This is a genomic window from Methanoculleus sp. UBA291 (assembly GCF_002499755.1).
GTDB lineage: Archaea > Halobacteriota > Methanomicrobia > Methanomicrobiales > Methanoculleaceae > Methanoculleus > Methanoculleus palmolei.
In genome coordinates, this window is sequence record NZ_DANC01000062.1 from 1 (window position 1) to 6,855 (window position 6,855).

The 6,855-nt window shown below is 62.2% G+C and carries 5 protein-coding genes; 1 reads left to right on the forward strand and 4 read right to left on the reverse strand.

Annotation, left to right across the window (positions count from 1 at the left end; genetic code table 11):
- Nucleotides 1-229 precede the first annotated feature (229 nt).
- The 3 genes from BP737_RS14575 to BP737_RS14585 form a co-directional block, all read right to left on the reverse strand.
- A complete protein-coding gene (locus tag BP737_RS14575; protein WP_292410781.1) occupies nucleotides 230-2,143 on the reverse strand; it encodes a glycoside hydrolase family 15 protein in 1,914 nt (637 codons plus the stop codon).
- A gap of 5 nt (nucleotides 2,144-2,148) precedes the next feature.
- Nucleotides 2,149-3,120 carry a TIGR03885 family FMN-dependent LLM class oxidoreductase gene (locus tag BP737_RS14580; RefSeq protein WP_342686312.1) on the reverse strand — a complete coding sequence of 324 codons (972 nt, stop codon included), beginning with the start codon at nucleotides 3,118-3,120 and terminating at the stop codon, nucleotides 2,149-2,151.
- Nucleotides 3,121-3,214: 94 nt separating this feature from the next.
- Nucleotides 3,215-4,390, reverse strand: a complete 1,176-nt coding sequence (locus tag BP737_RS14585; protein WP_292409299.1) for a hypothetical protein — start codon at nucleotides 4,388-4,390, stop codon at nucleotides 3,215-3,217.
- A 725-nt stretch (nucleotides 4,391-5,115) separates the two neighbouring features.
- Between BP737_RS14585 and BP737_RS14590 the strand changes: the two genes are divergently transcribed.
- Nucleotides 5,116-5,439: a hypothetical protein gene (locus BP737_RS14590; RefSeq protein ID WP_292409297.1), complete on the forward strand. Its 324-nt coding sequence runs from the start codon at nucleotides 5,116-5,118 to the stop codon at nucleotides 5,437-5,439.
- 241 nt (nucleotides 5,440-5,680) lie between these two features.
- Here BP737_RS14590 and BP737_RS14595 read toward each other — a convergent pair.
- A partial coding sequence (locus BP737_RS14595) for a serpin family protein (protein ID WP_342686313.1) occupies nucleotides 5,681-6,855 on the reverse strand: 1,175 nt, incomplete at its 5' end.

Below are 6,855 nucleotides of genomic sequence, written 5' to 3' on the forward strand. Positions count from 1 at the left end.
ATTGCCGGCGCTTTCCGCCGTCTCCTCCCCGGTGGGAGGGGCAGAGCCTGCGGACGTCGTCCCCGGCGTATCGGTGCATCCGGCGGCGATGCCGCCGAGCGCGACGAAAGATGCCAGAAGCAGGTAGATAATGTTTCTGTTCATAGAGTGCGGTATGGCGCCCCGGATAGTTATGCCTAGCGTTGACAACGAATTTTCGAAGCCTCGCTTCTGCCGGGCGGTCCGGCTCTCAGAGCGACATCCTTCCGGGGCGCCGTTCCTCAAGCGCCGCACGGTGTTCGGGCGTCCCGATCAACGCGTGCTCCGGAACCGCTCTCCCTTCGGCGTAGGCGAGGTAGAGGGCGCTGTTGATGAGTCCAATATGGGTGAATGCCTGGGGAAAATTGCCGAGAAATTCGTCCGTTTCCGGGTCGAACTGTTCGGGGTAGAGGCCTACATGGTTTGCGCGGTCCACCATCCGTTCAAAGAGCGACCGCGCCTCCCCGACCCGGCCCGAGAGCGCCAGAACATCGATGAGCCAGAAGGTGCAGAGCCCGAACGCTCCTTCCTCCCCCGGAAGGCCGTCGTCCGTCCGGTAGCGGTAGACAAGGCCGTTCTCCATCAGTTCGTCCATCGTCCTCTCGATCGTCCCGGCCACCCGCTCGTCGTCGGGCGGAAGGAACTCAAGCAGCGGGATGCGGAGGTTGGCCGCATCCAGATCCCGCGACCCATAGAACTGAACGAATGCGCCCCTCTCCGCATCGTAGCCCTGTTCAAGGACCTGCCTTCTGATCGCGGCGGCGTTTCGCGCCCACCGTTCCCCGTCCCCCAAAAGACCGTACTCGTCGGCGAGGTGGACCGCCCGGTCGAGCGCCGTCCAGAGCATCACCTTCGAGTAGACATAGTGGCGCCGCTCGCTCCTGACTTCCCAGATCCCGTGGTCCGGCTCTCGCCAGAGGGTGCACGCCTCGTCGGCGATCCTGCCGAGAAACCCCTTCTCCTGCCCGGAGATCCCGAACCCCCGTCGAGCGAGCTCGTAGGCGGTGTTGAGGAGTTCTCCGTAGATCTCGAGTTGCATCTGGGCGGCGGCATCGTTCCCGATCCTGACCGGGCTTGAACCCCGATAGCCCTCGAAATGAGGGAGTTCTTCCTCACGGAGGTCGGACCACCCGTGGATGCCATACATGATCCGGAGCTCCTGCTCCTCTCTTGCATACATCGCGGAGACCCGCTCCATCCAGTCAAGGAGGTCGACTGCTTCGGCTTTGTGCCCGAGAACGATGAGCGCCTGCGCCGTCATCGCCGAATCCCGGATCCAGGCAAAGCGGTAATCCCAGTTTCGCACTCCGCCGATATCCTCAGGGAGGGATGTCGTCGGTGCGGCGGCGATCGCCCCTGTCGCCGCATTCGTCAGTAGTTTGAGAACGAGTGTGGACCTGATGAGCAGCGGAAGCAGACTCCCCGCCCACTCCCCGGCGCGGACGGGCTCGCATCTGCGTGCCCACGTCCGCCACGCCTTCACCGTCCGGGCCTCCAGCATGCCGGCCCTCTCCGGTACGTAGGTCAGGTCTTCGGTCCCCCACCGGGCGATCAGGACGCGCCGTTCTCCTGCCCGCATCGGAAGGGTTGCCCTGAGGGTATGCCCGCCCTCCTCCTCGACCACCTCCGCCTCGGCGAGGCCGAAGAGCGTCATGTCGTCTCTCCCGTCCGTTGCAAACCAGCCGTCCGGAATCCGCGAGATCTGCGTCATCCCCCGGGCGTACTCGAACCTGGGAGACCACTCCACCGTTGTCTCCACGCTTCCCCGAACGCACGTAAGGATGCGGTAGAGTTCGGGCGGGGCGAGCGATCCTGCACGTCCTTCGATATCCCCGAGGAGCGGCATCAGGTCGGTCACCACGAGCGTTCCCGTTGCATCGGAGAACTCCGTCTTTAAAACGTTGGTGTCCTCGACGTACCACTGCCTGCCGCGCCCGGCTCCGGGGATCGAGACCCGGAACCTGCCGCCCCGCCGGGTATCGAGCAGGGCGGCGAAGACGCTTGTCCGGTCGAGGTAGGGGAAACAGCACCAGTCTATCGACCCGTCCATTCCGACAAGGGCGGCGGTGCGGAGGTTCCCGATGACCGCGTAATCGGCGATGGGTTTGTAACTTTCTTCCCGCATGCGGGTCACCCGAAAATCTCCGGGAGAACTTCGTTCCCGAAGTCTTCGATGAACGTTTCCTGGTTCCTGTTCACGTTGTGGAGATAGAGATGTGTAAAACCGAGATCGATGTCGGTCCTGAGCCACCGGACGTGATCTTTTGGGTCCGCGGAGATGCGGATCTTCTCGAAGACCATCCTGGGCCCGGCGAGGTCCTCCAGGGCCTCGAACTCTCCCGGCGTCCGGAGATTCTCGAGCACCGCCGCCGGGTAAACGTTGGCCCGCCACTGGTCCCATGCCCCGGACCGGGCCTCTTCGTCGGTTCGTGCGTAGGAGAGGTCCACCTTAAGGTACATTGGTTTTCCTTCGCCCCCGCCGTGCCGAAACGCCTCTACGACCTCTGCAAGGTCGTCTTTTTGCATCGCGACGGTAATGAGGCCGTCCGCCCAGCCGCCCAGCCATTCCGCGGTCGCGGGCGTCAGGGCCGCGCCGAGAAGAAGCGGCGGCTGCGTTGGCCGGGTGTGGAGACGGGCCTCGACGGTTCGAACCGGAGCGGCGATCGTCACCGTCTCTCCCGCCCAGAGGCTTCGCATGATGGTGGCGGACGCAAAGAGCCGGTCATTGCGTTCCGATTTCGGGGGCCAGGCTTCTCCGCAGATTCCCTCGCTTTCGGCCTGGCCGGTCCCGATGGCGATCCAGAACCGCCCGGGAAGCATCCCGGCGAGCGTCGCCGCCGCCTGAGCGACGATAGCCGGGTGGTAGCGGTATCCCGGCGTACAGACCACCCCGGCCGGGAGAGACGTCGCCTGCAGGGCGGCGCCGAGCCAGGCCCACGAAAATCCGCTCTCTCCCCGGACGGAGGTCCAGGGATTGAAGTGGTCCGAGGAGAGGAGCGCCCCAAACCCGGCGTCTTCGGCCTTACGTGCGAGGCCGAGGAGCATGCCCGGCGGGAACTGTTCGTGCGATGCATGATACCCGATCGTTACTTTCGGCTTCATGGCAGGGTGCGCCTCCGCTCCGGTCGATGAGGCCGGAGAGGCGGTAGACTGTACGTCCGGCTATAAAAGAGTGATGCCTGTTCACTCTTCTCGCTCAGGAGAACAGTACGGCCGTCTCGGTTGCGATATAGTAGACTGAGAAGGCCGCAAAGAAGACGCCGGCGGCAAAGGTCAGGATCACGACGGAGAGGGACGGTTTGAACTCCGCCGGGAGCGTCCGCCGGTTCAGATAGAGCGTCGCGAACGCGACCAACGGGATCTGGATCGCCTCGATGACCCCGGCTACGGCAAGAAACGTCACCGGCTCGGGTCTTGTGACGATAAGGAGAAGCGGCAGGGCTCCCATCAGCCCGAACAGGTAAACGAAGCGATAGAACCGCATCGATATCCACCCCCCGGCCGCTTTCGCCTGGCGGGCGATGAAGATCGATCCCTCTCCGAGCATTCTCGTCCATCCGTCGAGGTCGGTGACGATGGTGCTCCTGAAGGCGAAGAACGCGGCGAGGATCATCAACCAGGCTCCCGGCGGCCCCCAGACATCCCCGAGGAGCACCAAGAGCACCGCGGTCACTTCGGGACCTTCGGGAAGAAGGCCCTGCGGCCGGAGCAGTTCCGCACCCAGGACGAGGAGCGATACCAGCAGGGCGAGGACGATGCCCGAGGCGATGGCCGTGGAGACGGTCATGATCTGGACCCAGTCCCGGATGTGCTCCCCCTCTATCCGGTCGAGGTGCGTAAGATCCGGCAGATCCCCTTTCTCGACGACCGTCTCCTCCTCCTGCCCGTGTGTGAGAGAGTAGGCGGCACCATACCCCCGGGCCGTGAGCCAGTAAGAGTACCAGACGAGGCCTGCAGCGCCCGACATCAGAAACCCGAGCCACGGGAGGAGTTCGGCGAATACGGCGCCTTCGGGAAGGACCGGCACGAGACCGGCGGCGAGCGGTTCGGTGCCGGGGAAGACGTAGCCTGCGGCGGCGACCAGAGCCGTAATGATAGCGAGCGCCATCACGATGGATGCCCGTTCCACGCCCCGGTATCTGCCGAAGAAGACCAGGACGAGCGAGATCAGCAGGAGTACGACCGCCCATGCCGTGAAACCTCCGGGAAGCGCGAGGATGACGGCAGAACTCGCGGCTCCCGCCATACCGGTGATGGTGGCGGCCGCAACGAGGGTCTGGGGGAGCGCGATGAGCCAGACGCCCCAGTTCTCCGGCCCGGGGAGGCTCCGGACCCCTGAGGGAGCGACCTCCCGGTCACGGCTGCATACCACCCGATCTCGCGGGCAAGGAGCATTTTGAGGAACGCCGCGAGGACGAACGTCCAGAGGGCGGTGCAGCCGTAGAGCGAGGCGATCCGCGGGGGACCGATGCGATCTGCCGGCAAACGGATTCGATGTTCCGAAGAACGAGATCGTCATCGCCCCGGACGTCATAGGCTGCACCTGGTTAGAGGTATCGGTGTATGGATGCGGCGAGGTTGGGTCTATGACGGTTATGCTCGCAGCTCTTTCGGAGGGGAAGGATGACCATCCGGACCCCGCTCTGGTCCGCGGTCGAGGCTCTACCGTGAACGGAAGAGATGATGCTTCACAATCTTGGTCGATCGGAACCGTGGGAGCTGACACGAGGAGCGAGAGAGGTTATGACGGGTGGGTGAATGAGGGGAGCCGATGTACCTCCCGACCTTCATACCGATGCTCACTATCACTCTGGCTGGGAATCATGTCCGTGGGAGACCGATTCTGTATTTTTTGTTACGATCAAAGAGTCATTGTTAATTGTTACGATAAGCTGATCCTCATCAGTAAAGGGGAAATTTGAATCTCTATATAGTTCAGCGGGGATCGTTAAAAATCTCGTCTCTGCTTTGCCAATTTTATTCATACGTGTGGTCGCACTTTTCATAGTAACGTTTCACTGCACAAGGTATATATGTACTGAGCCATCGATTACTTAGTACTGTACAAAGTACGCTCTGGTGTACGGGAGAGGCGGAATGGATATCAGTATTGGCATTGTGGATACGGGTGCGGCGCTCCGGGCGTGTCGGAGCTTTGCCGACGTGCTTAATGAGATCGCGGCGTATCACTCGGAATTCGAACTGTTCCACGAGGGAGAGAGAGTGGCTGACAGCGTCTTACAGTCGGTACGCGCGTCCGATGCGTGTGAGATCTTTCTTACGAAAGAGGATGCTTGGGGGCAAAAGTATGGAGTGCTTGAAGCATTTATCGGCGAAGATGGAGAGCGTCGACATATTGCATCGATCTACATCGATGGGGAGCGCCATGATGCCAACGGCGGTTCAGGCTCTCCCCGGTAGCCAGGATACTATTTAACGAGTCTCTTTTAGGCTCCACATCAAGTGTCATTCTGATGATCGCAGGCCCCATCTACGCGAGGAGCTCCGGCCGTGGAAGCCGGAGGGATGATGGTCCGGTCTTCGCCTATCCAAGATCCCGATCCGTGCCTCGGGAACCGGCCGGCCAGGCGCGGTCTCACGGGATCCGTTGTCGATGAATGGGCGGGACGGTTCGTCACCGTCCCGCTCCCCTCTATGACTGTTACAACCTCTCCTGGTTGACGACCCGTCCTATAAAGAGGACCGTGCCGGAATCCTCCTCGACGATGAGGAAGACGAACGGGTGGTCCGCCCGGAAGACGGGTATCGGCATTTCGCTTCCCGGGGGTGCGGCCAGCGGAGCCACGATAACGCCGGTCGCGGCCGCCGCCTCGGTGCCCTCCTCGTTCACATCGACGAACGCTTTATGGACGATGTCGCTGACGAAGAGCTTCTTCATGCCGTCCATCCCCGAGAGGTCGGCTGAGTCGGTGAACACCGTCGGCATCCCCATCGCCGCAAGAACTCCCGGGAGGCTGTAATCCGTCTCGAGTCTGAACTTCGGGAAGAAAACATCGACCCTCCGGGAGGTCAGCGACTGGTGCAGACCCGCGACCGTCTCCGCGTCCAGACTCTCTTCCGCAGCCGTTAGGCTGTCTTCCTTCGGAAGGAGGACGAGCATCGAGACCTCACTGCCGTTCCCGCGTGCATACGGCATCTCGAGCACCTGAAGCGTATCGGTCTCCGTATACCCGTAGACCGCACCCCTGTCCGTCCGCTGCATCATCGGGACGCGCACGGTCTCGTTCGGGGCAATCCGGAAGTCTTCCTCCTCCGTCTCGTTCGCATCGAATTGCTTGACCCAGGTACCTTTGAAGTAGATCGCGTTCGTGATCACGAGCCGGGTCATGGTGTCGATTGAACCCGCCGGGAGAAGGTCGCGGATTTTATCTTCAGTTTGCTCCTCCACCCACCGGTTGATCGTCTCCCGCGACGCCTCGGGGCTACCCTTGAAGTCGAGGTTCGTGACGTTTGCCCCATACCAGCGAGCGGCCGCGGTTGTGTACTCCGGGAGGAACGAATACGTCTCCTCCGCCCAGAGAGCGTTTGCCGTGCGGAGGATGTAGTTCGCGTCCGCGCGGTTCAGACCGGCGTCGATCGCGGAGAACCCCTCTCTTTGGAGGGTATCGTTCTCGGGGAGATGCAGCACCGAGCGGATCTCGTCGGCGGTCGTGCCGTGAGCGCCCTCGTAAGTGATTGCAAGGGCCGACGAGATGCTGTAGGGCGAGAAGAAGAAGTTTTTGCCCGCATACGCCGGGTCGTTTGCGAGCCTGCTATAGAGGTCGAACGCAAATTGGTTGCTTCCTGCCGTCACATTGCCGGCGCTTTCCGCCGTCT